This is a genomic window from Agathobaculum sp. TL06 (assembly GCF_054658635.1).
In genome coordinates this window covers 113,522-136,521 of sequence record NZ_BAAGGY010000005.1, presented here as the reverse complement: position 1 = coordinate 136,521, position 23,000 = coordinate 113,522, and the positions used below count along the sequence as shown (strand labels likewise).

23 protein-coding genes are annotated in these 23,000 nt (G+C 65.2%); 18 read left to right on the top strand and 5 right to left on the bottom strand.

Annotated elements, in window-relative coordinates:
- Window positions 1–3 precede the first annotated feature (3 nt).
- From ACYQ3S_RS04625 to ACYQ3S_RS04615, 3 genes are all read right to left on the bottom strand, one after another.
- On the bottom strand, window positions 4–309 hold the full coding sequence (locus ACYQ3S_RS04625) for an STAS domain-containing protein (protein ID WP_054326459.1): 306 nt from the start codon (window positions 307–309) through the stop codon (window positions 4–6).
- A 32-nt stretch (window positions 310–341) separates the two neighbouring features.
- Window positions 342–788: a LytR/AlgR family response regulator transcription factor gene (locus ACYQ3S_RS04620; RefSeq protein ID WP_459687545.1), complete on the bottom strand. Its 447-nt coding sequence runs from the start codon at window positions 786–788 to the stop codon at window positions 342–344.
- A 66-nt stretch (window positions 789–854) separates the two neighbouring features.
- A complete protein-coding gene (locus tag ACYQ3S_RS04615) occupies window positions 855–1,637 on the bottom strand; it encodes a response regulator (protein ID WP_459687544.1) in 783 nt (260 codons plus the stop codon).
- Window positions 1,638–1,782: 145 nt separating this feature from the next.
- Between ACYQ3S_RS04615 and ACYQ3S_RS04610 the strand changes: the two genes are divergently transcribed.
- Both ACYQ3S_RS04610 and ACYQ3S_RS04605 read left to right on the top strand, forming a co-directional pair.
- Window positions 1,783–2,505, top strand: coding sequence for a LytR/AlgR family response regulator transcription factor (locus ACYQ3S_RS04610; RefSeq protein ID WP_459687543.1), 723 nt, complete (start codon window positions 1,783–1,785; stop codon window positions 2,503–2,505).
- A gap of 1 nt (window position 2,506) precedes the next feature.
- Window positions 2,507–3,250: a LytR/AlgR family response regulator transcription factor gene (locus tag ACYQ3S_RS04605; RefSeq protein WP_459687542.1), complete on the top strand. Its 744-nt coding sequence runs from the start codon at window positions 2,507–2,509 to the stop codon at window positions 3,248–3,250.
- Window positions 3,251–3,312: 62 nt separating this feature from the next.
- Here the strand turns inward: ACYQ3S_RS04605 and ACYQ3S_RS04600 are convergent, their stop codons facing one another.
- Window positions 3,313–3,798, bottom strand: a complete 486-nt coding sequence (locus ACYQ3S_RS04600) for a hypothetical protein (RefSeq protein WP_459687541.1) — start codon at window positions 3,796–3,798, stop codon at window positions 3,313–3,315.
- 91 nt (window positions 3,799–3,889) lie between these two features.
- Window positions 3,890–6,955 carry an eCIS core domain-containing protein gene (locus ACYQ3S_RS04595; protein WP_459687540.1) on the bottom strand — a complete coding sequence of 1,022 codons (3,066 nt, stop codon included), beginning with the start codon at window positions 6,953–6,955 and terminating at the stop codon, window positions 3,890–3,892.
- 286 nt (window positions 6,956–7,241) lie between these two features.
- On the opposite strand from ACYQ3S_RS04595, the gene ACYQ3S_RS04590 reads away from it, so the two are divergent.
- From ACYQ3S_RS04590 to ACYQ3S_RS04515, 16 genes are all read left to right on the top strand, one after another.
- Window positions 7,242–7,604: a response regulator gene (locus ACYQ3S_RS04590; RefSeq protein ID WP_459687539.1), complete on the top strand. Its 363-nt coding sequence runs from the start codon at window positions 7,242–7,244 to the stop codon at window positions 7,602–7,604.
- A 24-nt stretch (window positions 7,605–7,628) separates the two neighbouring features.
- Entirely contained in the window at window positions 7,629–8,675 is a 1,047-nt protein-coding gene (locus ACYQ3S_RS04585) for a hypothetical protein (RefSeq protein WP_459687538.1), read from the top strand.
- On the top strand, window positions 8,662–9,081 hold the full coding sequence (locus tag ACYQ3S_RS04580) for a hypothetical protein (RefSeq protein WP_459687537.1): 420 nt from the start codon (window positions 8,662–8,664) through the stop codon (window positions 9,079–9,081). The genes ACYQ3S_RS04585 and ACYQ3S_RS04580 overlap by 14 nt, the downstream gene beginning before the upstream one ends.
- Window positions 9,068–9,463 carry a hypothetical protein gene (locus tag ACYQ3S_RS04575; RefSeq protein WP_459687536.1) on the top strand — a complete coding sequence of 132 codons (396 nt, stop codon included), beginning with the start codon at window positions 9,068–9,070 and terminating at the stop codon, window positions 9,461–9,463. Before ACYQ3S_RS04580 ends, ACYQ3S_RS04575 begins: the two co-directional genes overlap by 14 nt.
- 163 nt (window positions 9,464–9,626) lie before the next feature.
- Entirely contained in the window at window positions 9,627–11,399 is a 1,773-nt protein-coding gene (locus ACYQ3S_RS04570; RefSeq protein ID WP_459687535.1) for a phage tail sheath subtilisin-like domain-containing protein, read from the top strand.
- A gap of 35 nt (window positions 11,400–11,434) precedes the next feature.
- The gene (locus ACYQ3S_RS04565; RefSeq protein WP_459687534.1) at window positions 11,435–11,914 is read left to right on the top strand and encodes a phage tail protein; all 480 of its coding nucleotides are present in this window, start codon (window positions 11,435–11,437) and stop codon (window positions 11,912–11,914) included.
- Between the two features lie 125 nt (window positions 11,915–12,039).
- Window positions 12,040–12,399, top strand: coding sequence for a hypothetical protein (locus ACYQ3S_RS04560; protein WP_054326474.1), 360 nt, complete (start codon window positions 12,040–12,042; stop codon window positions 12,397–12,399).
- A gap of 5 nt (window positions 12,400–12,404) precedes the next feature.
- Window positions 12,405–12,584: a DUF6760 family protein gene (locus ACYQ3S_RS04555; protein WP_459687533.1), complete on the top strand. Its 180-nt coding sequence runs from the start codon at window positions 12,405–12,407 to the stop codon at window positions 12,582–12,584.
- A gap of 20 nt (window positions 12,585–12,604) precedes the next feature.
- Window positions 12,605–13,090, top strand: a complete 486-nt coding sequence (locus tag ACYQ3S_RS04550; RefSeq protein WP_459687532.1) for a phage tail protein — start codon at window positions 12,605–12,607, stop codon at window positions 13,088–13,090.
- Window positions 13,091–13,135: 45 nt separating this feature from the next.
- Window positions 13,136–13,555, top strand: a complete 420-nt coding sequence (locus ACYQ3S_RS04545) for a phage tail protein (protein ID WP_262564140.1) — start codon at window positions 13,136–13,138, stop codon at window positions 13,553–13,555.
- Complete coding sequence (locus ACYQ3S_RS04540; protein WP_459687531.1) at window positions 13,555–16,935, top strand: hypothetical protein; 3,381 nt, start codon at window positions 13,555–13,557, stop codon at window positions 16,933–16,935. The genes ACYQ3S_RS04545 and ACYQ3S_RS04540 overlap by 1 nt, the downstream gene beginning before the upstream one ends.
- A gap of 18 nt (window positions 16,936–16,953) precedes the next feature.
- Window positions 16,954–17,691, top strand: a complete 738-nt coding sequence (locus tag ACYQ3S_RS04535; protein ID WP_459687530.1) for a CIS tube protein — start codon at window positions 16,954–16,956, stop codon at window positions 17,689–17,691.
- A 24-nt stretch (window positions 17,692–17,715) separates the two neighbouring features.
- Window positions 17,716–18,825 carry a phage late control D family protein gene (locus tag ACYQ3S_RS04530; RefSeq protein ID WP_459687529.1) on the top strand — a complete coding sequence of 370 codons (1,110 nt, stop codon included), beginning with the start codon at window positions 17,716–17,718 and terminating at the stop codon, window positions 18,823–18,825.
- Window positions 18,822–19,610: a phage baseplate assembly protein V gene (locus ACYQ3S_RS04525; protein ID WP_459687528.1), complete on the top strand. Its 789-nt coding sequence runs from the start codon at window positions 18,822–18,824 to the stop codon at window positions 19,608–19,610. Before ACYQ3S_RS04530 ends, ACYQ3S_RS04525 begins: the two co-directional genes overlap by 4 nt.
- Before the next feature lie 52 nt (window positions 19,611–19,662).
- Window positions 19,663–20,082: a GPW/gp25 family protein gene (locus ACYQ3S_RS04520; protein ID WP_459687527.1), complete on the top strand. Its 420-nt coding sequence runs from the start codon at window positions 19,663–19,665 to the stop codon at window positions 20,080–20,082.
- The gene (locus ACYQ3S_RS04515) at window positions 20,079–22,970 is read left to right on the top strand and encodes a baseplate J/gp47 family protein (RefSeq protein WP_459687526.1); all 2,892 of its coding nucleotides are present in this window, start codon (window positions 20,079–20,081) and stop codon (window positions 22,968–22,970) included. The genes ACYQ3S_RS04520 and ACYQ3S_RS04515 overlap by 4 nt, the downstream gene beginning before the upstream one ends.
- Window positions 22,971–23,000: the final 30 nt, after the last annotated feature.

Below are 23,000 nucleotides of genomic sequence, written 5' to 3'. Positions count from 1 at the left end.
CTGTCAGGCGGATTCAATTGTCAGGATATCGGAAAAGCCGGTCATATCGAACACCTCCATGATCTCGTCCGAAACATGGCGCAGGGTCATCGTCTGGCCGCCCGCGGCGACCGCCTTCTGTCCGGTGAGCAGGGAGCGCAGCCCGGCGCTGCTGACATAGGCCAGCTCGGAAAAGTCCAGCAGGATGCTCTTGCCGGTCTTGATCTCACCGAGCAGGGTGTCCTGGAAATCCGGAGCGGTGGTGGTGTCCAGGCGTCCGTTCAGCTTGAGGACGGTCTGGCCGTTTTCGGTGCTTTTGCTGATGTTCATAATGATATAACTCCTTTTCCAAATGGTTTCTGTCAGGGATGGGGGCGGCCTGTCCGCAGCCGGTAGGCGGCAAGCGCCCGCTGGATCAGCAGATAATTCTGCTTGCTTACGGGGAGCGCCGCGCCGCCGGACAGGGTGATCCGGTACCGGCGCAGTCCGACGACATAGGGCAGGTGTACCAGATAGCTCCGGTGGCAGCGCAGAAAATCGCAGCTGGAAAGCCGCTGCTCCAGCGCGGAAAGATGTCCCCTGCCGCAATAGGTGCTGCCATCTGCGGTATGGATATGCAGCTCGTGGTCGAACACCTCCGCGTACACGATCTGTTCGACGGGAAGCGCCTGTGCTTCGCCGCAGCTGCGCAGCGTGATGGTGCGGGCTGCATTCTGCGGGGATGGCCGCGTGCTGCGCTGCCGGACAGGCGCGTCGGCATGCACGCGCAGCGGAACGGACGAGCCGCGGACCGCGGCGGGGATATCCATGGCGTTTACCTCCTTTGTCAGCCTACAGTATACTCTGACAAGGACGACAAAAGGACAACAGAGCGATCACAGGCCTTCCATTTTGCCTACGGAAAATTCCGCCCAGCTATAGCTCGGCAGATAGTTGTGGCGGTAGCTGTTGACCGCCTGCGGCTCCCCGTCGAGAAAGCGGTAGCTGTCGCAGTCGATCTCGCCGGCGCGGACCGAGATGCTGTTGTGGCTTTTGACCAGGATATGCTCGATGCCGGCCTGCCTGAGCGTGCTGCGCAGGTCGTGTACAATGGTTTGGAAATAGTTTTTGCGCGCGATATTGTAAACGCCGTCCTCCCACAGCAGGCTGCACGCCTCCCGTGTGGTCAGCCCCGCGCCGCGGCGGTCGATCAGACAGGCGAACAGTTCCTTGGCCTTGGCGCGGCCGAATGCGAGGGGAGCGCCGTTCACCCATACCTCAAACCCGCCGAAGGTTTGCACCCGTATGGCATGCGGGGCGGGGATATCGCCGTATAAAAAGGTCAGCTCCCGCCTCAGCTCGTCCGTATCCACCGGTTTGAGCAGATAGCCGCTGGCATGCAGGGCAAAGGCGGATACCGCATATTTTTCATAGCCGGTCACGAAAATGATGTGCAGGTCGGGCTGCAGGTCCTTGAGCTGCTTGGCCAGCGCCAGCCCGTTCACATCGCCCATCTCGATATCCAGGAAAGCGGCGTCGAGCGGATGGGTTCGGGCGTGCGCCAGCGCCTGCGCGGGGGAAGAAAAGCAGGCGCAGCAGCAGTCGGGGGCGGCTTCCGCCAAAGCAAGACGGAGATCGTCCAGGCACAGGGGCTCGTCGTCGATCGCTAAAAAGTTCATGTGCGTTTCTCCTTGGGGATGCCGCGCGCGGGCGCGGAACAAGAAAAAATTCCTGTTCACGACAGAAACCGCCACTTCGCGTGCAAACTGTGGTAAGATAAATCCAACAGGGGGGAAAACAAAAAACAGCGGGGTTGAATGCGGCATGGGAAAAATGGTGCGATTTGCCGTTTATACAAATGAAGAGAAAACCGCCCAAAGGGTCGGCGCGTTCCTGCGCGCCTGGGCGGAGGAAATCTGCGTCGAGCTGCAGCTCGTGATGGAAAGCGGGTCGCCCGCCACCCTGGATGCGGACGGGTGCGCGCTGCTCCTGGTGGACAGCGCAGGGCTGGTCCGGCAGGATATTGCCCGCCTGCAGGCGGTACGCGCGGCGTATCCGGACTGCGGCCTGGTGCTGCTGGCCGGGGACGACCGCACGGCGATCGACGTATACCAGTGCCATCCGAACGCGCTTGTACCTAAGCCGGTTACCTACAGCGGGCTGGACGCCGCGATGGAACGCTGCTTCAGCTTTTGGCAGAAGGGGCTGGGCTGGCTCGACCTGCCCGCGCAGCACAGGCGTGTGCATATCCCGCTGTACCAGCTGTTCTATGCCGAGGCGGCCGGACGCACCAGCGTCCTCTACCGTACCGGCGGGGCGCTGCAGGTGAACTGCGCGCTGTCCGCGCTGGAGGAGTCGCTGCCGCAGCCGCCTTTCCTGCGGGTGCAGAAAAGCTTTGTGGTGCATCTGGGGGCGGTCCGACGGGTGTCCGGCGGGGAGCTTATCATGTGCAACGACAGGGTGATATCGGTCGCGCGCGGCAGACTCCGGCAGGTGCAGGAGGCGCTGGCCGCTTACCGGCGGGCGCGCGGCGCGGAGGAGGGATAACATGCGGATATCGGTCGCCATATGCGACGATCTGGAAGAAGAGCGCCTGCAGATGGCGCGTCTATTGAAAAACTACGGCCGCCGCAAGGGCGTAACGTGGGAAATCGAGCTGTTGGAAAGCGGCGCGGCGTTCCTCGACCTGTTCCGGCCGGGCCGGTGGGACATCATCCTGATGGATATTTATATGGATGGTCCGGACGGGATGGAGGCCGCCCGCCGCCTGCGCGCGCAGGACAGCGAATGCGCCCTGCTGTTCGTCACCACCAGCATGGAGCACGGCATCGCCAGCTATGAGCTGCAGGCTTCGGACTATCTGGTCAAGCCGGTCGCCCAGCGGGATCTGGACGCGGCGCTGGACTGGTGCCTGCAGGAAAAGCGGGAATATTTCCGCACGATCAGCGTGCGCTCGGAATGGGACGAAATAGAAATTTTGTTGCGGGACATTTTATACATAGAGATCCGGCGGCACACCGCATTCATCCACACCGCAGGGCGCGTGGTCCAGACCCCGCGCGGCATGAACGCACTGGAGGAGGAGATCGCAAGCGAAAGCTTCCTGCGCTGCCACCGGAGCTTTCTGGTCAACCAGCGACACATCCTGCGCATGGAAAAACGGGATTTTGTCATGGATAACGGCGACCTGGTGCCGATCGGCTCCTCGGACGCGGCGGCGACGCGCCGGAAATTCATGGACTGGCTGTTTCTGCGCAACTGGAAAAACGGCGGCGCGGCCGGTATGTTCTGAAAAGATAAGACAGGGGGAACGGTCCGGCAGGGCCGTTCCCTTTTTCATGCCTGTGCGCGTGGTCAGCCCATCGCGCACAGCGTCTCAAAGGTGGTGCCGGAGGCGAGCAGCAGCGCGTCCCCGTGGTACTCGGCGATCTGGCCGAGGATGAACGAAAACGCGTCAAGCGCCAGCGCCGCCGCCTGCCCGGGGTCGAGCGAATGCGGCACGGTCAGGCAGTAGCGGTGGTAGAGCTGGCTGCCGTCCCGCAAAGCGAAGGCGCCGAGCAGAAGATCCTGGTTCCACACGGCGATGGCCTTGGCGGTCTCGGCCGCGGCCTGCGGCTGCAGCTCGCCCACCAGCGTGGTGTAGAGCTGAATCACATCAAAGCCCTGCGGGCCTGCGATGAAGTGCAGCTCGGCAAACACCAGCTCGGTGCCGTCCTCCTGCAGCGGGATCAGCAGGTTGACGCCGGGATGTTCGTCCAGACGGCCGTCCGGCTGGACGTCAAAGCCCTGCTCGCGCAGCAGTGCTTCGAGCGCATCCATGATCTGTTTGGAACGTTCCATAAGTCAGGTCCTTTCGGTATGAGGGTGGTGCTATTATAGCATAGTTTGCACGCAGGAGGGTGCGGTATCACGGGATAAGCGCCCCGCCTGCTCATTTTTTGGTCTTTTTGCGGTACCAGGGCGCGAGCTCCTCCTCGCGGACCGGCGCTTTCACGCCGTCCGGTGTGTTATACCGCTTCACCTTGGCGGAAACAGACATCATATGCGGGTCATACTGCTCGGAGGCGTCGGAGGGGGCCGCCGCCGGCGGCGCCTGTTCGGGGGCGGCGCTGCTTTCCGCCTGCTCCCGCGCCTGCCGGATCTCATCGATCGCGTGCGTTCCGGTGGTGATGCGGCGGCGCTTGTTGCTGGTGGAGAGCTGGGAGGCGTCCACCGGCTTCAGGTTGGCCTTGGCGGCCTGCAGCGCGTCCGCAGATACATTGGAATTGTGCGGCAGCGAAACCGAGCCGTCCTCACCGACAGAATCAGGGTTGTTCATGAGCTGCTCCAGCATCTGGCTGTCCGCCGCGGCCTCGGCGTTGCGCTTGGCGGTCGCCGCGCGGCCCTTCTTGGTTTTGGACTTGAGGAAGGCCAGCGGGTTCTGTATGACCAGCTTCGCCTTGCGCCAGCCGCTGAGCTGCTTGAAGTCCTCTTCTTCATTGACAAAGCTGTCGCGGGCGCGCTGGTGCTTGCGGCGCATGGAATACCACTTGTCTTTCACATGATCGCCCGCGCGCTTGTACCAGGGCTTGTCGTTCTTTGCGTCCGGCCGCTCCTTGGTACCCGTGGCGTAGTCGTATTCGTTGTTGAATTCCTTTTTCTTCTTGAATTCGTACCATTTGATGCCGGCCAGCTTGCGCTGCTCGTCGCGATGGTTTTTGTAGGCCTTATCCTCCTTGCGGGCCTCCTTACGGGCGGCCTTGAGGTGCTTCCGGTTTTCCTTGGCGCTCTGATCGGAGGCCATCTGTTCGCGGATGGCGTCAAGTTTGGCCTGCTTTTCGGAAACGTCATGCCCACCGAATTCGTCGCCGAACTGGTGCTGGATATCATATTCCAGGTCGAGCACCTTTCTGGCCTGCCGTTTTTTGCGGAACTCATACCACTTGAGGTTCTGGTTTTTGATCCCCTCGTCGATCGAGCGGCTCTTTTCCGCCGAATGGCGCTCGTTATCCGCGCGGATCCTCTGCCGTTCTCCTTCGGACAGGCTGTTGAAGCGGGTGCGCGCGGCCTGCTCCTTTTGCTCCTGCGCCTGCTTATCCGCCTTTTTCTGTTTTTTTGCTTCAGCCGCGGCCTGCTGACGCTTTAGCTCGGCCTGCACGGTGTGTTCCTTTTCGAACTGGTGCGCATCGGCCGCGCCGATCTGCTCCTCCACCGAGCCGCCCCGTGCAAAGTCCGCGTTGACCTGTGCGGCGGCTGCGTCGGTGTCGAGCATCCCGCCCTGTGCGTCGGTGCCGATGCCCATGGCGTTGACGATGCCGCGGGCGCGCCTGCCCTCGTCGCTGTCCTGCGAGGAAAGCGTGTTGAGCGCCGTCACGTCGTTTTGCGTTTTGTGCATGCCCGCGACCTTGTTGGTCGTGGCGCCGCGCTCGCCCGAGGTGATCTGGTTGGCGATATGCTTGGCGCGGTGGCGGATCTCGTTCTTTTTCTTTTCCGGCAGGTCGTCGCGCATGCCGAGCTTTTTCTCCAGCGATGCGCGCAGCGACTGGTTATCCAGGTTCTTTTCACGCGCTTCCTTGCGCTTCTGGTCGACGTGGGCTTCCATCCCCGCGTTGACGATCGCTTTCACGGCGGAGCCGCCCATCGCGGCAAGGTTGCCGACGCCGGGAATCAGGCCGAGCCCGCCGTTGACGATGTCCATACCGGCGTTCACGCCCTCCTGCACGCTTTCCGCCTTGCGGACCTTGGCGGCGTTGCGGGCGTTGGTCGCCATGCTGCGCAGCAGCTTATCGTTTTTGATCTTTTCCGCGTCGCCCGAGGCGGCGCGCTGTGCGGAATCCGAGGCGATCATGCGGCCCGCCCGCTCGGCGGCCAGGCGGTCGCCGGTGGCCTCGTGGCCGTGGATCGCGGCCTTTGCTGCACCTGCCGTGCCGGCGACCATCTGGAAGTAGCTGCCGTGCGCTTCGAGCTGGCTGCCGACGGCATCCTGTACCGCCTCGTTCTGGATGATCTGACCGGTCAGATTTTTGGCCGTGCCGAGCGCATCCGAACCCCAAGAGGCGACGCTGCCGGTGACCGACGCGGCCTTTTCCGCCGCCCCGGCATACTGGTCGGTGACGGTATCCTTGATATCCCTGGCGGTATCGACTGTGTTTTTCGCCGTGCCGATCATACTGCCGATCGCTGCGGCATGCCCCATAAAGGCACTGTCGTTGACAGCGCCCGCTTTTTCGCCAAAGCGGCCGAGCACGGCGCTTTCATCATCCCAGGTGGAGGCGAGGGTCTCCACGGTCGAGCTGAAATCATTGAACTGGTCGGTTGCCGCCAGCCCTGCGTCCAGCGCGTTGCCGCCCAGAGAGTCCCCTTCGATGTTGGAAGCTCCCAGGCGTCTGTCCACACGCTCCGGCGCCGGGGGCGGCGCGGGTGCCGGAGCCTGAGTCTGCGCCGGCGCGGGGGCGGCGGGGCGCCTGCGCTTGAACGGGTTGGACCATTTCGCCTGCACCGGTCCGGCTGCGCCCGCCGCAGCAACGGCGGCGGCTGCACCCGGGGTCGCGCCCGCGCTCGGATAGATGCTCTGCCCCATCGCGGCCATCCTGCCCTCGCGGTCGGCGCGGGCTTCGAGCACATGGTTTTCCAGCAGGCCGGAGCCGCGCGCTTCGCCGCGCGCCTGGCTGACAACGTGGCTCAGTTCATGTCCGAGCAGCGCCTGCCCGCGCATGGAAACCAGGTCGAGCTGGCCGGGCGCAAAGGCGATATGGCTGCCCTGCGCCAGCGCGTCCGCACCCGCATCCGCGACCGCCTGGCTCTCATACAGCTTGACGCCGGACAGGTCCGCGCCGAAGGCACTCTCCATTTTGGACTGGATCGCCGCAGGCAGGTCAACCGGCCGTCCGGCGCGCTCGACCGGAGACAGGTCGCTCACCCCGCGCAGGGGACCCTGCTGCGGCGCGCGGGCGGCTGCGGGGCGGCTGCGCGGCACGGTGCGCGCGGAAGGCTTGGCTTTCTTCTGATAGGTTTGCATAAACGTCACCCTTTTCTCGGTCGATGGGGTCTCATGCGGCGATGCTCCCGCCGCGCGGCAAGGCACGGTGCGGGAACGGTCGAAACGCGCCGAACGGCGTATCATTCTATTGTCATTATAGCATAGCGGAATCTGCGGGCGGTTTGCATGTTGTTACACTTTCGGGCCGTTTGTGCGCAATCGCTTAAAACCGGATTTCTTTTCAGGTACAATCAAAACAGCGGAGGCGGGAGCCTGCGCAAAACCGGTCAGGATATCAGACGACAACTGGTGGGGGCGTTCATCAATGAAGCTGGCGGTATGCACCGCACAGGCGGAGGAACAGGCCCGGCTGTGCGAATGGATCGAACAGTATTGCAGGCTGCGCAGCCTGCCTGCGGCCGTGGTGCGCATCAGCACGCCGCAGGAGCTGTCCCGACAGGCGCCTGGGGCAATACAGATCGCCTATATCGGTTTCGGCAGCAGTGCGGGCTTTTTAGCCGCCCGCGCGCTGCAGGAGCGCGACCGCGCCTGCCGCATCATCCTGATCGACGATACCACGCAGTATGCCATACAGGGGCTGCACCTGCATTTTGCGGATTTTATCCTGCGGCCGGTGGAGTTCCGCCATGTGGCGCGCAGCATGCGCCTGGCGCTGGAACGGTTTTGAGGAAAAGTACGGGGAGGGCTGGTCTTGCAGCACGCTTGGGTAAAACGCAGGCAGGCGCAGGCGGCCGCGCCGCCGGTTACGGAGAAGGACACGCGCCGCCAGCTCGCCTGGGCGGCGGGCAGCGAGTTTTTCTCTCACCGCGACCCGCTGTACCACATCACCGAAGACTTCCAGCAGGCCTTTGACGAGATCGGCCGCCGCCACGCGGCGGCGCTGGCAGGGGAGAGCGCCGGTGGTTTTACCCGCACGGGGCAGGCCGCGCAGCCGCCGCAGCGGGCGGGACAGCAAACCGGACCGGCGCAGGACGCGCAAAAGCCCGACCCGACCAACGCGAAGGACCTGTATCAGATGCGCTGGCCGGATAATCAGGATATGGTGCGGCGGTTTTCCGAAACGGCGTTCCAGCGCGGCACGCTGGCCGGCGCGGTGATGGCGGGGACAGGCAAAATGATGCTGGTTTCCTGCCTGAAGCGCACGGTCGGGCAGTCCCAGCCGGTCAGGGAGCAGCAGCGCCGCCTGTTCGAGGGCGGCTCGCAGCAGCGCGTCATCCCCGGACACGGACCGGACAACGTGGTGTTCAACCGCGGCTTTGCGGACAGCGCGGTCGGCCTGGTGGTCGATACGCTCGCGGACGCACGGCAGGTGGTGGAGTCCATGGCCGACCTCGCGGCTGGAAAAAGCGACATGGGCGCGGGCGGCGGCGCGCAGACGCTGCGCAGGATGTACCCGTTCCTGGACGACAGCCGCGAACGCGCGCTGGCCAGGCAGTACAGCGCCCGCCTGCGCGAGAGCGGCGACGACGGGGAGCGGCAGCTATTGCAAAACGCCTATGTGCGCGTGCAGGCGATGATCGGCAAAAAGGCGCAAATGCGCAATGAATTCATCAACAAGCTGCGGCTGATCGCGGACCGCGCGACCGAGGCCCTTACCTTATTTGAAGCCCCCGGCTTTACCGACGAGCTGGTACAGGCGGTCGAACAGGCCGAAGCGCCGCCCGAGCCGCCGGATCAGCCGGACGACAGCGCGCCGGAGCCGCCGCAGGACGGGGAGGACGGCCATGCAGCAGACTGAACAGAACGCCGCCAGAACGCCGGCGCATCGTCCCCTACAGGCGCAGGAGGACAAGCAGCGCCGCGGCGCTGCGCAAAACGAACAGCATACCCTGCGGCTTGCGCTGCAGGCCGTGCAGGCGGGCGTGCCGCTGACGCGCCTGCCCGCCGCGATGGTGCTGGCGCTTTCTGCACAGATGGGCAACAGCGCCCTGCTCGACCTGCTGGCGGGACAGGACAGACGGATCGAGCCGATCACGGCGCTGCCGCCACCCGACGCGGTGCGGACAGCGCCCAAGGATATCAAAACGGCGCCCGCCGCGGCGTTCGCTCCACCCGACTGGGCGGCGCTGCCCGCGGTGCAGGCCGCACCGGCCGCGCCCGACGGGCTGGCCGGACAGGGAGGTGTCCCTTTTGCAGGAGGATGAATGCCGCAGGCTGCTGGAAGCGCTGCTGCGCGACAGCGACGTACCGTGGGAGCGGAGCGGCGCATGGACGCGCTTCCGCTTCCGCGAGGGCGCGATGGTGTGGGAGCTTGCCTGCCGGTGCAGGCAGGGCGAGGTGCTGATCTACAGCCGCTACCCCATGACCGCGCGCGAACGGGCGGCGGCGCTCGAAGCCTGCGGCGAAGCGAACGGCGCGTTGACACGCGGCGCGATGTTCCTCCAGGGCGAAACGCCGGCCTTCCGCATCCGCGCCGACCTGGGCGACCCTTACGGCGCGCGCGAGCGGCTGGCGGAGGCGCTCGAATACAGTGCGGCGGTGATGGCGCGCTATTGGGGCGCGTTCCAGAACGCCTGCCGCGGCTGACCGTTTTTTGTGCGGGATCGGGTTTGAGAAATAAACCGGGCGACCCGAGGCCTGGTTTATTTCTCAAACGTCCGCGAAAATAGAAGCAGACCCAGTACAATTCAGAAAGGAGGGGAGCTTCACGACCGGCCCCCAGCCAACTACAATGGCGTGAAGCAAAAACATGGCAGAATATTTATCCCCAGGTGTGTATGTGGAGGAGTATGACTCGGGTGCGACCCCGATGCAGGGCGTCAGCACCAGCACGGCGGGTTTTGTCGGCCTGGCGGAGCGCGGCCCTGCGATCGGCCAGCCACAGCTGGTCACCAGCTTTGCCGACTACACGCGCATGTATGGCGGCTATCTGAGCAAGGCGGGCTATGGCGACGCACGCTATCTGCCCTATGCGGTCGAGCAGTTCTTCATGAACGGCGGCGCGCGCGCCTACATCATGCGCGCCGTGCCGGGCGACGCAAAGGCCGCCTCCCTGACGGCCGGCGCGCTGCGCATCACCGCGGCCAACCAGGGCGCCTGGGCGGAAAAGATGCGCGTGACTGTCGCGCCCTCCAGCAAGGCCAAGACCCAGGTGCTCGCGGCGGGCGGCGCGGACCTGACGCTCAAGAACGCGGACGGGTTCAACGCCGGCGACGTGGTCGAGCTGTTCGACGGCAAGACCGCCGCCTACGCGACTATCAAGAGCGTACTCGACAAGGTCGTCACCCTGGACGCGCCCTGTGCGCTGGCCGTGGCGGATACCAAGGTCGGCACGGACAAGTACATCCGCACCTGCGAAATCACCATCACCGCCCGTCTGGACGATACGGTGGAGGTTTTTGAAAACCTGTCCCTCAAGCCCGAGGCGCTCAACTACGCGCCGGTCAAGACCGCCAAGAGCGACCTGATCCGCGTGGAGGTCGTGCCGGTCAAGGCGGCGGCGCCCGCGCCGACGGCCAAGGAAGAGGGCAAGGAGAAAAAGGAAGCGTCCGCGGCGCCGGCCAAGGCGGCCGGCATCACGCCGTATGAGCTGTGCGGCGGCGCGGGGGACGAAATGGTGCTGACACTGCAGGGCGGCAGCGACGGCTCGGTGCAGAACGTCACACCGGACGCGTACATCGGCGCGGACGACGGCCCGGGCCGCCGCACCGGCCTGCAGGCGTTCCAGGAGAACGGCGTGGTATCCGTGCTGGCGATCCCCGGCGTGACCGCGCCCGAGGTGCAGGCGGCGCTGATCGGCTTCTGCGAGAACCGCAAGAGCTGCTTTGCCATCCTCGACGTGCCGATGGACCTGAAAAAGACGAACGACGTGGCCACCTTCCGCGATATGTACGACTCGACCTACGCGGCGATGTACCATCCGTGGCTGCAGATGTTCGACGCGGGCGCCAAACGCGCGGATTATTTCCCGCCCTCCGGCGCGATGGCAGGCATCTACGCCCGCAGCGACAACAGCCGCGGCGTGCATAAGGCCCCGGCGAACGAGGTCGTCCGCGGCTGCACCGGCCTGTCCTGCAATTACAACGTGGGCGAGCAGGATATCCTCAACCCGATCGGCGTCAACCTGATCCGCGCGCTGCCCGGCCAGGGCATCCGCGTATGGGGCGCGCGCACGATCAGCTCGAACGGGCTGTGGAAGTACCTCAACGTGCGCCGCCTGTTCATCTTCATCGAGGAGTCGATCAAGGCCAACACCAACTGGGTGGTATTCGAGCCCAACAGCGAAACGCTGTGGAGCCGCGTGACCCGCACGATCGAGACTTTCCTCGCGACCTGCTGGCGCGACGGCGCGCTGGCCGGCTCCAGTCCGGAGCAGGCGTTCTTCGTGGAGTGCGGCCCGACGACCATGACGCAGGATGATATCGACAACGGCCGTCTGATCTGCCAGATCGGTATCGCGCCGGTCAAGCCCGCTGAATTCGTGATTTTCCGCATCACGCAGAAGACCGCGACCGGCGAATAAATAAAGCCCACTGTTGGCAGAAAGGACGAACATAAATGGCAATCAACTATCCATATAGAGTATTCCGATACCAGGTCGAGATCGACGGCATCAGCCGCGCGGGCTTTTCCGAGGTTTCGGGCATGAGCTCCTCGGTCGATGCGGTCGAATACCGCGAGGGCGACGACCTGCGCAACACCCCGCGCAAGCTCGCGGGCCTGACCAAGTTCGGCAACGTCACCCTGCGCTGGGGCGTGTCCGACGATTCCGACTTCCTCGACTGGGTATACGCGGTCGCGCCGACCAACACCGCGCCCCCGACCGGCATGGTGCGCCACAACGTGACCATCACCCTGATCGACGACGCGGGTAACCCCGGCCCGTCCTGGAACCTGATCAACGCGTGGCCGGTGGGCTACACCGTACCCGACCTGAACGGCATGGGCGGCGAGGTCGCCATCCAGTCGCTCGAGCTGTGCCACGAGGGCCTCGAGCACACGCCGGGCGGCGTAGCGGGCGAGCCTTCCACGATCTGATAACAGCGCTCTGTTTTCGGCCTGCGCCCCGGCTTCCCGCCGGGGCGGCCGGAAGCGCGCGGGAGGCCGCTTCCCGTCAAGCGCCCGCGCACTTCCGACCCCTTTGAAGCGAAAGGAGAAGCTACATGGAGACTGAATTTGAGTTTGAACTGCCGCGCGGCTATGTGGACCAGAACGGCGACGTACACCGGCGCGGCACCATGCGCCTGGCGACTGCGGCGGACGAGATCCTGCCCCTGCGCGACCCGCGCGTGCAGCAGAATTCCGGTTACCTGACCATCATCCTGCTCTCGCGCGTCATCACGCGGCTGGGTACGCTCAGCAGCATCAACACGCGGGTGATCGAGAACCTGTTCACCATGGATCTCGCCTATCTGCAGGACCTGTACCAGCGCATCAATATGTCCGAGCTGCCGGTTTACAAGGTGACCTGCCCGCACTGCAACCAGGAGGTTGAGGTGCCGCTGGATTTTTTGTTGAGCTAGGACTGGTGCTGTATCCGCAGGAGCGCATGTATCAGGAGATGACGTTCCTGTCGTACTACCTGCACTGGTCCCGAGACGAGGTCATGCGCCTGAACCATCTGGAACGCCGCCGGTGGTGCAGGGAGGTCTCGGCTGTGAACAAAAAGCTCAGCAATACCGAGCAGAACACCTTTGAATTCCGCTGAAAGCAGGGAGGGAAAGCGAGATGGGCGTCACCTATCAGGAACCCTTTAAGGCTTTCCGCTTCCTGGTGGAGGTGGAGAGCGGCGGCGTGGCCGTGGCGGCGTTCGCGCATTTTTCCGGCGTGAAAATGACCGTTGACACCGTGCAGGCGCGCTCGGGCAATGACAACCGTGGCGTGCAGGACTATATCCCCGTGCTGACGCGCTTTGAGCCGGTCACGCTGACCAAGGGTGTGGTGGGGGATAACGATTTTCTGGACTGGCTGTTCTCCGCGGCCGCAGGGCCGGAGGCAGGGCCGAAGGGCGCGGGGCTGCGGCGCACGCTCAACATCGTGGCGCTGGACGACAAGGGCAACCGCGGCGTGACCTGGTCGCTCAGGGACGCGTTGCCTATCGGCTACGAGCTGACGCCGATGGACGGCGGGCGCAGCGAGGTGCTTTCGGAAAGCCTTACCTTTGCCATCACCGGCATGGAGCGCATCACGCACGAGCCGCCCCAGTCGGGATAATATGGCCAAACCGCCCAGACGGACAGCAAGGAGGTGTACTGCGGCATGGCGTATTTGTCGGGCGCTTATTTTGAGGTGATGCTGATCGGCACAGGCGCTGTGCTGGAAGGTAAGTTCACCTCGGTCTCCGGCCTGGATATGGAGGTCGAGTATGAGATTTTCAACGAAGGCGGGCTGAATTACCCGCGGTTCTTTTTCAAGCAGAACAAGCCGCAGGTGCTTGTGCTCGAACAGGGTACGGTGACCAGCGTGGATTCGGTTTCGCTGCTGATGAACATGTGCAACCTGGGCATGTCCATCCCGCTGGCGGGGACGGTCATCCTCAAGGACAGCTTCGGCACGCCCCAGCGCACCTGGTCGATCGTGGGCGCGTACCTGCAGAAGTATGTGGGGCCGTCGCTGGACAGCAACCAGGCCGCGCTGGCGGTCAGCCGGATTGAACTGATATACAATGGGTGCTGCTGATGGATTCAATTGCCGTAACAAAACCGGATATGGCGGTAGCGAAAAGGGACAGGCTGGGCCTGTCTCTATTTGGGCTGTTGTCGCTTGCGTTCGGTGACGAGATCCGCGCCCGCAGCGCCTGGCAGACCGGCCTGTACCGCGAGGAGCCGCTCGCGCTGCTGGAGGAGGGTGAGCCTGTCCCCGCCCATGCGCCGGAGCGGGAGCTGCATCTGGACGTGGACCTCAAGGTTGTGTTGGAAACGCTCAAGCAGGAGCGGCGGCAGGCGGATAAACGGCAGGCGCAGGCGGTGGAACGTATTTTGGAACGGGTCTACCTGCTCGAGCGCCGCGTCAGCGAGGCCGCGCCCGCGCAGGCGCATGTAAACGTGCGGTTTGAGCTGCCGCAGGAGCCAACGCGCGCGGCACGGCACGGGGCGGCAGGAGCCGCACCCGCGGCCGCACAGAGGCATGCGGCGGATACCATCCTGTCCGCGCGGGAAAGGTCGCTGGCTGCGGCCGTTCAGGCAGTTGCGGCTGCGGAAAACGCGCGGCAGGCCGCACGACCCGAGGGCAAATTGACGGATACGCCGCAGGCGGGCCGCACGGCCGCCGGAAAGCCGTTCCGCGCGCCCATCGGCAGGCAGGCCGCCGCCGCAGTGCGGCAGGCACGCCGTGCAGGGGCGGGCCGCGCGCGGCAGACCGCAGCGTACGGACAGACCGGACGGGCGCTTACCCCGCTCACACCGGTTTCGTGGAGCACAGCCGCCCCAGCCGGAGAAGGCTGGTCGCCCCGCTGGCAGGAGGAACATCCGGGCTTTGCCGCATCCAAAGGGATAAGGGGCGCGGAGAAGGGACAGCCCCTCGGCGGGAGCATCCTGCTGCCCGACCAACTCCGCTTACGCAGACAACGCGCGCTGGAGCAGGCGGAAGCCGCAGCGGTCCCGAGCGGCGTGCCTGCGCAAGAACAGACGCTGACCCATCCGCATGTCGCCGCGCAGGAGACGGACGGCGCGCCGCAGGACGGCGCCATGCGCCGGATGGTGCAGCGGCTGGACCGCGCGGTCGAACAGGCCGTGCGGCGGTCGGTGCAGCGGGAAGAAAACGGTGCGGGCGGCGGCACAGCCGCACCGCAGACGGTCCGACCGCCGGAGACGCCGCCGCGCGGCACGGAAGAACGGGAGCGTGCGGCGTTGTCCGAAAAAATGGACAGCAAACCGGCGCGGACGGGCGCGATACATAAGGAAAGCCGGGCAACTGCGGAATCCGGTAAGCCGGATGCCGTTGTGGATACCACCCGCGCGGCACGCCAAGCGGATACGGCTGCGGCCCAGACGGAACAATCCGCTGTAGCATCGCCGCAAAATGCGAGCCTGCGCCGCGCGGCAGACGGCGCGGATATTTTGTCGGACGCAAGGCCGTTCAAAGCGGACACGGCCGCGGCTCAGGCAGGGCAATCCGGCGCGGCGGCTTTGCCGCCGGAAATGCTGCTGCACCGCGCCGAAGCGCAGGAGCAACGGAAATACGAAGCGTTTTCTACCGAAAAGGATGCAAGGCCGGCGCAGGCTGGTTCGGCGGCAGATGCAGATAACCGGACCGCCGCTCGCGGCGAACCGGATGACGGCCGGAAAGCGCTCAAAACGGACAGGGGAGCGGCTCAGGCAGGGCAATCCGGCGCGGCGGCGCTGCAGGCAATGCTGGCAGGACGCGTAGCCAGCGACCCGACCGCGGCCGAAAAGGCCCTGCCTGGCGCAGAACCGCCGCAGGCGGCTCTGCCGCCGGAAACGCTGCTGCACCGCGCCGAGGGGCGGGAACGTCCCCTGCTTTCGCGGGAAACGGATGACGGGCGTTCTGCGCGCGGAGGGGATGAACCGCACAGCATGGCAGTCCCCGCCGCGCACCCATCACAGGAAAGGAGCGCGCCGCTCCAGTTGGAAACGGAGACGCGGGTTGCGCGGCGGGCGGCAGAGATTGCGATACCGGAGAAAGCCCAGACCCCTGAAATGCAGACAGGGGAAGCACAGCCGCCATCTGAAACTGATTTCCTAGGACAGGACGGCATGCCGCGGGCAAGGGCAGCCCAGTACACGCCTGACACGCCGGCGGAAGCGGCGGCGCTTTCTGCGGAGCCGCTGTTCTACCAAAAGGATGCGGCAGAAGCGGAAAAACTGCATATCCGGTCGGGACAACAGACAGCAAAGCAGAAGGAAGCGCGTTCCGCGTTAGACGAACGGCCGGCGCGGCCGCTTTCCGAACAGACAGCCGGACAGGAAACCGGAAAAGACCGGCGGGCCGAGTCGTCAGCCGTTGGGCGCAAGCCTGCCGGCGCGAATACCGCCGTACTGTCGGGCAACCGCACAGCGGAACGGCCGGCGCAGGCGGTACCACAAGCGGACGGCGGGAAATCGCCGCAGGCCGTGCCTGGCAGCCTGCGGCCAGCGCCGATCACAGGGATAGAACCGCCTGAGCCGCTGACATGGCGGGAGGAACGGGCGCAGACGGTACGGGAACCGGCAGCAGACGGAGACCGGACAGCCGCCGCATCCGCTCGCGCCGCGGGCGCGGCGGGACAGACCGATATCATGGCGGCGCCCTATACTGTACCGGCGGAGGCAGCCGAGCCTTTCCAGATACCGGCCGGACGCGGCAAAGCGGAGGAGCCGCGGTCTGCGCGGCCTGTCACGGGCGGCGCGGCGGGCGTTTCGCAGACGGATACCGGTCTGGTGTACAAGGTTGAGGGAGCGGCGCTGCCGGCCGCAGCGCAGGCACAGCCAGCCAGCCGCGCGGCGCAGGCAGCGTCACGCGGGACAGCCGCGGACGGGCAGGGGCAGACGGCGGGACAACCGCGCACGGTACTGCGCCATCTGGCCAGCCGCCTGCCGTCACACCCCATACAGCCGGTACAGACCGCGCTGATGCGGCCGCTGCCGGCGAATCAGATCGCGGCGGCGCGCCCGATGGCGCCGCTGTCCAATGCCCTGGCACAGCCGCAGGCTGCGTCTGCCCAGTTCGCGGCGGCGGACGGAAACGAGCTGTCCTACCTGCCCATACAGGCGGCGGAGCAGAAAACGGGCCGTGAAACGCCGCCCCAGGCCGGCGCGCTGCCCGAATGGGCGCAGCGCTTCCTGCAGCAGCCGCCCCGCGCGGACAGCCAGAACACGCACCGCTTTTCAGCGGCGCAGCAGCAGACGGCGGGGACGCAGCCGGGGCAGATCGAATGGACCGCGCCGGGCGCGATGCCGAAAGCCGCGCCGGTCATATTCCGAGAGAACCGGCAGCCGGAAACGCAGCGTCCTGCAGCCCCCGCCCGCCTGAGCGACAGCGAGCTGCGCCGCGCGGCGGACAAGGTGTACCGCATGATCGAGGAGCGGCTGCGGCGCGAGCTGCGACGCAGCGGAAAATAAGCAGAAAGGAGCCGGACGATGTTCGTTGGCGTACCCAACCCCAACATCCTGATGCCGCTGGAAAAAATGACGATCACAGTGACAGCAGGCGATGAAAAAGGGAAAAAAATCACCGTGCTCTATAATCCGGAGCAATATGTGCAGTCGCGCAGCGTGAACATGACCAAGGAAAACGCGTTCGGCGCAAACGGGCAGGAATCGCAGGTGCCGTCCGGCGACTCGGAAACGCTGAGCTTTACGTTGTTTTTCGATACCATGTCCGCCGGAGCGGAGGTGGGCGGCTCGCCGATCGACAAGGCCAAGTTTGCCGGCAACAGCCTGCTGCCCTCCGCGGCGAAGATGCTCGACGTGCGCGATTACACCCAGGAAATCTACAACCTGATGCGCTTTGATACCTCCATCCATTCCATCCCGCCGCTCAAGCTGGAATGGTCGTCGCTGCAGTTTTACGGATACCTGGCGCAGTGTACGCAGACCTTTACCAAGTTCAACGAAAAAGGCATGCCGGTGCGGGCGACGATGGAATGCGTGTTCCATCAGGTGACCAACCTGCTGGAAGACGCAAAAATGCACCCGTTTGAATCTCCGGACACCACCAAGTACCGCACGGTCGTGCAGGGGGACTCCCTGTGGGCGATGGCGGTCAAGGAATACGGGCAGCCCGAGCAGTGGCGCACGATCGCGTCGGCCAACGGCCTGTCCAACCCGCGCAGGCTGCGCTCGGGCGAGCGGCTGGTCCTGCCGGCGATCGACTGAGGGACCGGAAGGAGGCGGACGGCTTTGGACAAAGCGACCTATACCTACGAGGCGCTTCAGCAGAAATACGTCAATTTCATAACGCCCGCCCTGGAGGTCACCATCGGCAGCACCACTTATTCCAGCCGCGAGATCCCCATCCTCAACCTGGAGGTGGAGCTGAACGCGGACGGCAGCGCGGGCGGCTGCTCCTTCACCGTGGACAGCCAGTACAAGGCCGAAGCGAGCAAGTGGAAGAACGACTTCGACAAGTCGGTCAAGGTCGGCGCCAAGCTGGCCGTCAAGGGCGGCTATGTCAAGATGGAGGAGATCTTTTACGGCTATATCGACGAATATTCCTTTGTGTATAACGGCAACGAAGGGCCGCGCATCGAGATCACCGGCATCGACGGCCTGGGCTACCTGATGAGCATGCGCGAGCCGCTGTATGCGGGCCAGCGGCAGGCCAAAAACCTGGTGGAGGACATTTTGGGCAAAAGCGTGGCCAAGGGCTATGCCAAAAGCGCGACGGTCGGGCTGCTCTCCGGCTTCCAGAAGCTGAAAACGCCCATCATCAAGGAGCAGATCGACGACTGGAGCTTTTTGAACCTACTGGCCGGACGGTACGGGGCGAGTCTGTTTGCCGTGGATGGGGAACTGATTTTTGACGATGTGGCATCGGACACCAAGCCGCTGATCAAGCTGGCGGTGGGCGCGGGCCTGCGCAGCTTTACCAAACGCGTTTCGCTGGCGCATCAGGTCGGCAGGGTCGAGGTCTGGGGGCGGGACGTCAACCAGAAGCCCATCAAGGGTACGGCGGATACGGTCACCATCGGCGGCGCGGCGGAGCAGTCCGCGGCAAAGCTGGCGCCCGCCCTGCAGTCGGCCGTGCTGCGCGAATACAGCGAATACGCCCGCACCCAGGAGGAGTGCGAGCTGATGGCCCAGAACCGGCTCAACAGCATTGCGATGGGGCTGGTATCGGGCGAGGGGGCGTGCATCGGCATCCCCGAGCTTATTCCCGGCCGGTATATCGAGATCGACGGGCTGGACAGCAGCACGAATGGCAGCTATTTTGTCAGCCGCGTCAAGCATCGGTTTGACAGCGAGGGGTATTCCACCACGTTTGAGGTGAAAGGGGCGAAAACCAAATGAGTATAGCGGAACAGTTGGATTCGCTCTTTCGGGAAAGCGGCGCGGGGCTGCAGCGGGAAATGGACCGCCGCGGACCGATGCTCGCCAGGGTGACCAATGTGACCGATCCGGAGAAATTCAACCGTGTCAAATGCCTGCCGGTCGGGGCGGAAAACACCGAGGAGACCGACTGGTGCTATGTGACGACGGCGGCGGGCGGCATGGAGTACGGCTTTTTCTGGTTCCCGCGGGTGGACGACCTGGTCCTGTTGGATTATCTGGACGGGGATCCGCACCGGCCGGTTGTGATCGGACGGCTGTGGACGACCGAGGTCAAGCCGCCGTACATTATCGCGGACGGCAAGGTGCAGGACTACGCGCTGCGCACCCCTTCCGGAATCGAGCTGCTGATGCACGATGAGGAGGAAAAGCACAAGGTCACGCTGACCATGCCCTCGGGCGCGGCGCTGGTGCTGGACGACGAGGCGCAGAAGGTCGAGCTGCGGGACAAGGAGAGCAAAAACGCCCTGCTGATGGACCTGAAGGAAGGCGGCATCACCCTGCAGGCGGCGAAAAAGATTGAGCTGTCCGTGGGGAAGGCCGCGCTTACGATAGAGGAATCCGGCAACATCACGGCCAAGGGCGAGGGCAAGGTAGCCGTGCAGGGCGCGAACATCGAGGCCAAGGCCTCTGCCGGACTGACGCTCGAGGGCGGCTCGCAGGCCGCGGTCAAGTCGAACGGTACGCTTGAGCTGACGGCCAGCGGCAACACGACCGTCAAGGGCCTGATGGTCAATATCAACTGAGAGCGGGCGGGAAACCCCGCGCGGCGCGGGCCGCGGAAAGGAGCGGAAGCAAGTGAACGGCAAGGAGTTTTTGGGACGGGGACTGAAATTCCCCCTGCAGGTGGACCCGCGCACGGGCAAATTCGCCATGGTCGGGCAGGAGGAGGACATCCGCGAGGCCATCGGCATTATCCTGAATACCGTGCAGGGCGAGCGCGTGATGCGGCCCGGCTTTGGCTCCAACGTGATCGAATATACCTTTGCCGCCGCCTCCAGCTCCATGATGCAGAGCATCGCCTATGAGGTGCGCGAGCAGCTTTTGCTGCAGGAGCCCCGCATTGTGGACGTGGAGGTGGCCTGCCGCGAACTGAACCGGCTGACCGGCGCGATCGTGGTGGAGGTCAGCTATACGGTGCGCAGCACCAACAACCGCTATAACCATGTTTATCCGTTTTACCTGACGGAAGGATCGGAAGGGGGCAATGCGCTGTGAACACCCCCTCGCTGGACCCGCGCACGCTGGACGATCTGCGGCGGCAGGTCCGGTCGCTGGCCGCGGCCTACACGCCGGAATGGCGCTTTGAGGACGCGCAGGACGACCCGGGCGCGGCGCTGGCCGAGCTGTTCTGCCGCATGTTCGAGCAGACGGTTGACCGCATGAACTCCGTGCCGGAAAAGCTGTATACCGAATTCCTCAACCTGATCGGCTTCCGCCCGCCCGCGCCCGCGCCCGCGGCCGGCACGCTGCAGTTCACCGTGCATGAAACGGTGGAGGAGCCGGTGGCCGTGCCGGCGGGTACGCAGGTGTTCACGCCGGACGGACAGGGCGACAATATCGTTTATGAGACCGAGCGCGCCATCGAGGCCACTCCGGCGCGCCTACTGGATATCTACTATGCGGACGGCGCGGCGGACTGGCTGGAAAAGACCGACCTGACGCGGCCGCAGCGGTTTTTTACCCCCTGCGGAGACAACCTGCAGCGTCACCGCTTCTGGCTCAGCCAGCCGGACGTGCTGCGGCTGGACTGCCCGTGTACGGTGGAGCTGGAGCTGCGGCAGAGCGCGCGCTATCTGGAAGAAGAGAGCGCAAAGAAGCTGGCCGCGCTGCAGTGGAGCTATGTACACGCGGGCGAAAGCCTGCCGTTCGACACGGTGCGCGCGGAAAACGGCAGGTTGGTGCTGGAGAAGCGCAGTAGCCTGTCGATCGACGCGGACGAGACGGGCAGACGGTGTATCTGCTGCACCGGCCGGCCGGACGCGGCGCTGACCATCGAGGGCGCCCGCCTGCGCTCCGCACCGCTGGCGCGCTATCGGGCGGATACGCTGTTTTGCGGCGACCTGCCCATCGCGCTGCCGGAGGGCGGCTATTGCTTCGGCCGGCGGCCCATGCCCTACGCGCTGTTTTATATCCGGTCGGACACGGCGCTGACCAAGCGCGGCGCAACGGCTAACCTGCGGCTGGATATTACGCCGATCGTGGAGGAACCTCCCGAGCAGCCGCCGCACTATAACTTCACGCAGGCGATCATTGATAAAAAGGGCGCGGTCGAGCGCAAGCCGGACGACGCCTATATCTCCGCCGTGGTGTGGGAGTATTACAACGGCGCCGGCTGGCGGCGGCTGGAGACCGAGGGCGACAGGAACCCCTTCTCCTGCAGGCGGGACGGTGTGCTCGAGACCCGCTTTACCGTGCCGGACGATATTGCGCTGTGCGAGGTCAACGCCGAGACGGGCCTGTATATCCGCGCCCGCGTGGCCGAGGTGGAAAACCGCTTTTCCGACTATGCGCGCTGGATCGTGCCGTTCGTGCGCGGAGCCGAGCTGTCCTGGGCGTACGACGCGCTCGTACCCGCGGCGCAGTGCGGCGCGGAGAACAACGGCCGCCGCACGGTGGTCGAGGGCGCGGACCGCATCACCGACCTGCATCTATCCGCGCTCGAGTCGATGGAGCCGGCACCGCGCGCCATGTACCTGCGGTTCGACCATTCGCCGCACGCGATGCCGCTTTCCCTGCTGTTCGAGGTCGTCGGCCGCGTGCCGCTGACCGACAAGCTGGTGTGGGAGTGCTGCACGGGCGAGCGGTTCGAGGCGGTCGCGGCCGTCGACCTGACGGGCAACCTGCATCACACCGGACAGGTGATGCTGTACCTGCCCGAGCGCCTGCCGCGCGTTTCCCTGTTTGGGGCGGAGGGCTGCTGGCTGCGCGTCAGCCGCAGCTCGGGCTTCCAGGGGCCGGAGCCGTGCGTCGCCGCGGTGCGGCTGAATACGGTCACGGCGCGGCAGCTTCAGCGGGAGCAGGCCCTGTATTTCAACACCGCGCCCTATGACGCGGGCAAGACGGTCACGCTCCTGCGCACGCCTGTGGCCGCCTGCGAGGTGTGGGTGGACGAGGCAGGCGCGCTGCCGCTGGCAGATGCGCAGCACCTGGCCGAGCAGCAGCCCGAGGACGTGCGCCTGGAATGGGCGGACAGCGTGCTGACGCACTGCTGGGTGCGGTGGCGGCAGGTGGACGACTTGGCGCTGGCCGCACCGGACGCGCGCGCGTTCGTGCTCGACCCGTATGCGGGGACGGTGTCCTTTGGCGACGGGCGGCGCGGCCGTGTGCCTGCCCCGGGCGACCGCACGGTCTGCGTCCGCTATGTCAGCGGCGGCGGCGCGCGCGGCAATGTACCTGCGGGGCGGGTGAACGCGCTGGTCGGCGCGCTGCCCCGCATCAGCGGCGTGGTCAACATCACGCCAATGGGCGGCGGCACCGACCGCTTCCCGCAGGAGCGGATCGAGGCGGTCGGCAACAAGCGCCTGCGCCACCGCGGCCGCGCGGCGGGCGCGAGCGATTTTGAGGAGCTGGTGATCGAGGCTTTCCCGCAGGCGCTGCATGTGAAATGCTTTTCCGGACGGGACGAAAAGGGCGCCCGCGCGCCCGGGCATGTGACCGTGGTCGTGACCGGCGTGGACGACGGACCCGCCGCCGACCGGCTGTGCGACCGCATCTACGCCTTCCTTGCGGAGCGGTGCGGCTGCTGCCTGACCGCCGAGGGCAGGCTGCACGTCTGTCCGGCGACCGTGATCACCGTGAGCACGCGCATCACGGTCGAACTGGAGGAGCTCGACCGCGCGGCGGAGATCCAGCGGGAGATCATCCGCCGGATCGAAATGCTGATCGGCGATACCTGGCGGCAGCGCCGGATCGGCAGCCAGATCCGCACGGACGAGCTGTGGCGCGTGGTGCGCGATACGCCGGGCGTGCATACGATCGAGCGGATACTGGCCGAGGGCGCGTTTGACGAGGACGGCCGCGCGCGGCTCGTCCCCTTGGAACATGATGCGGATTTCCCGTATGCAGTGGTACGCAGTGGCGTGCATTATGTACGGGTGCGATAGAAAAACGGACCAGGAAAGGAGGGACGGCCT

What these genes read in the sequence shown, in the direction of transcription:
- ACYQ3S_RS04580 (WP_459687537.1), top strand. Translation starts at nt 8,662, where the DNA reads ATGCAGCAGACTGAACAGAACGCCGCCAGAACGCCGGCGCATCGTCCC.
- ACYQ3S_RS04620 (WP_459687545.1), bottom strand. Translation starts at nt 788, where the DNA reads ATGGATATCCCCGCCGCGGTCCGCGGCTCGTCCGTTCCGCTGCGCGTG.
- ACYQ3S_RS04525 (WP_459687528.1), top strand. Translation starts at nt 18,822, where the DNA reads ATGAGTATAGCGGAACAGTTGGATTCGCTCTTTCGGGAAAGCGGCGCG.
- ACYQ3S_RS04550 (WP_459687532.1), top strand. Translation starts at nt 12,605, where the DNA reads ATGGGCGTCACCTATCAGGAACCCTTTAAGGCTTTCCGCTTCCTGGTG.
- ACYQ3S_RS04590 (WP_459687539.1), top strand. Translation starts at nt 7,242, where the DNA reads ATGAAGCTGGCGGTATGCACCGCACAGGCGGAGGAACAGGCCCGGCTG.
- ACYQ3S_RS04545 (WP_262564140.1), top strand. Translation starts at nt 13,136, where the DNA reads ATGGCGTATTTGTCGGGCGCTTATTTTGAGGTGATGCTGATCGGCACA.
- ACYQ3S_RS04625 (WP_054326459.1), bottom strand. Translation starts at nt 309, where the DNA reads ATGAACATCAGCAAAAGCACCGAAAACGGCCAGACCGTCCTCAAGCTG.
- ACYQ3S_RS04600 (WP_459687541.1), bottom strand. Translation starts at nt 3,798, where the DNA reads ATGGAACGTTCCAAACAGATCATGGATGCGCTCGAAGCACTGCTGCGC.
- ACYQ3S_RS04605 (WP_459687542.1), top strand. Translation starts at nt 2,507, where the DNA reads ATGCGGATATCGGTCGCCATATGCGACGATCTGGAAGAAGAGCGCCTG.
- ACYQ3S_RS04570 (WP_459687535.1), top strand. Translation starts at nt 9,627, where the DNA reads ATGGCAGAATATTTATCCCCAGGTGTGTATGTGGAGGAGTATGACTCG.
- ACYQ3S_RS04560 (WP_054326474.1), top strand. Translation starts at nt 12,040, where the DNA reads ATGGAGACTGAATTTGAGTTTGAACTGCCGCGCGGCTATGTGGACCAG.
- ACYQ3S_RS04610 (WP_459687543.1), top strand. Translation starts at nt 1,783, where the DNA reads ATGGGAAAAATGGTGCGATTTGCCGTTTATACAAATGAAGAGAAAACC.
- ACYQ3S_RS04595 (WP_459687540.1), bottom strand. Translation starts at nt 6,955, where the DNA reads ATGCAAACCTATCAGAAGAAAGCCAAGCCTTCCGCGCGCACCGTGCCG.
- ACYQ3S_RS04540 (WP_459687531.1), top strand. Translation starts at nt 13,555, where the DNA reads ATGGATTCAATTGCCGTAACAAAACCGGATATGGCGGTAGCGAAAAGG.
- ACYQ3S_RS04565 (WP_459687534.1), top strand. Translation starts at nt 11,435, where the DNA reads ATGGCAATCAACTATCCATATAGAGTATTCCGATACCAGGTCGAGATC.
- ACYQ3S_RS04535 (WP_459687530.1), top strand. Translation starts at nt 16,954, where the DNA reads ATGTTCGTTGGCGTACCCAACCCCAACATCCTGATGCCGCTGGAAAAA.
- ACYQ3S_RS04615 (WP_459687544.1), bottom strand. Translation starts at nt 1,637, where the DNA reads ATGAACTTTTTAGCGATCGACGACGAGCCCCTGTGCCTGGACGATCTC.